The organism is Aphanothece hegewaldii CCALA 016, from assembly GCF_003007785.1.
GTDB lineage: Bacteria > Cyanobacteriota > Cyanobacteriia > Cyanobacteriales > Microcystaceae > Chroococcus > Chroococcus hegewaldii.
In genome coordinates, this window is the sequence record NZ_PXOH01000096.1 from 1 (window position 1) to 1,840 (window position 1,840).

2 protein-coding genes and 1 pseudogene are annotated in these 1,840 nt (G+C 38.3%); 2 read left to right on the plus strand and 1 reads right to left on the minus strand.

Going from position 1 to position 1,840, the window contains the following annotated elements:
- Both C7H19_RS26065 and C7H19_RS25080 read left to right on the plus strand, forming a co-directional pair.
- A partial coding sequence (locus C7H19_RS26065; protein ID WP_181280751.1) for a hypothetical protein occupies positions 1-232 on the plus strand: 232 nt, incomplete at its 5' end.
- Between the two features lie 210 nt (positions 233-442).
- Positions 443-1,084, plus strand: a complete 642-nt coding sequence (locus tag C7H19_RS25080) for a CARDB domain-containing protein (RefSeq protein ID WP_106459618.1) — start codon at positions 443-445, stop codon at positions 1,082-1,084.
- Here C7H19_RS25080 and C7H19_RS26070 read toward each other — a convergent pair.
- Positions 1,085-1,840: pseudogene (locus C7H19_RS26070) on the minus strand (hypothetical protein); the annotation flags it as partial.

Sequence of the window (1,840 nt, forward strand, 5' to 3'; positions counted from 1 at the left end):
GACTGGGCATTTTGTTCTACTGCACTATCAAGCCCGTCCAGTTGGATTACGACGCTTTGGCGCGATGTATCAAGGAAATTACTTTACTTTAGATGTTTTAGAAGCAAAAACCCCATCTAGAACCTTGTTTTTGCCCGAATCACCAGGCATTTTACCACCCAACGCAGTTATCTGTTATCCCAACAGTCGATTAATTGTTAATGATTTCTCTGGAGTAATTCAAAGTGCTTAATCTTTTTTTTAGTACTTTCTTTCTGTTATTGCTCTTAATAAAATGTAGCAATGATTTTGATTCATTACCCGTCTCAACAACTGATTCACCTCAAGAAGTAAATTCATTACCCGTTTCTCGAAAGATTCAACCGATTACAGAGAAATCTTTTGGGTTTGAATTGATAGCTGTTTTAGCAATCGGTGCTTTGATTTTAAGGAAATAATTAAGATGATTGACATAGCTGTAAACAATGTAGAGTTTGCCTTAAATCCTATAACTGGACAAAAGTCAGAGATTAGTTTTGAGCTTCAAAACCTTACTGATTGCAGAGCCAAAAACTTTCAAACACAAATCTATCAATCAAAAGATTTGATGATTGACGAAAGCGATCGTTTAATTCGGTCGAACGGCAATAACTTAGATGCTTATTCTAATAAGAGCATTAAAAAGTTTATCCACATTAATCCTAACGAGGGAAATTATCTTTTAATTCAAACGGACGCGTTTGACCAATTCGACGAATCCGACGAGGAAAATAATTTCGCTGTCTGTCCTTGTGGAATGGATTTAAGTATCAGCCCCCTTAATTACACACTTAACCAGAATTATTTAACCGTTTCTTACAGGATCTACAATGAGGGATTGACATCCAATTCGACGACGGCTCAAGTTTGGCTTGATGGCGCAAAAATTTCAACAGTTCCGATTATTCCCATTGAAGACGGCCAGAATCATGGTGTTTTGCATATTTTCAAGCTGAGTAGTCCGTTGTTCGGGCAACACGAGGTTAGGGTTGTTGTTGACCCCGATAATTTAATTCACGAGAGTAACGAGAATAATAATGTTTGGCTTTTTCCGATCAATGGTTGATCATTCTTCCGATGGTGGGTACATGAGTTCGTCTGGACTGACCCACCCATCAGGATCTAAGGGGCTTTTTCCCACTTCGATGATTTCAATTAAATTGTCAGGCAATAAGCGATCTATGTAATAAAGCCGATTTGGATCGCTTTTTCTCTTGACGAGATCGCCTGCTTTAAAGGAGTGGTTTACAGGAGGGGGTGTACTACTCTCGGTTTTTTCCTCTTCTGCCTCCGAATTGTTAAGCGTTTCTGTAAAGTTATGTTGCATTTCGGGGTCATTTATTTCGGAATATAAATTAATCGAATTAATTAAATCACTGTGATTTTTTTTCTGAGTAATAGTTGGCAAATTTGCCTCATTTGACTCATACCCATGTGGATCAAGGGTTGTAGCCTCATTGATTGGCTCATTAAATGAGGCAACACATGAGGCTGTATCTATTGATATAGCGTCACATGAGTCAAATGAGGCAAAAAGGGATATTCCTGATAAATAACATTGTCCTACTCTTGTTTGATCAACTGTCTCCATTACTCGCTTAATATTTGGAAATATTTCCGTAAAGCGTTTGAAGACCTGATTAGCTCCTTTGACGGTTTTATCACCCGCATGAGGTTGATCATGCCAAATGTCTTTTGTCTTACCGCTTTGGAGCGTTTCAACTTCTAATGTTCCATTCTGGGTGTACCAATGTCTGAGTTGTTCCCAGAGGTCTTTTATATAAATTTTGCCGTCAGGATCTTCTTTTAATCCGACTTCACG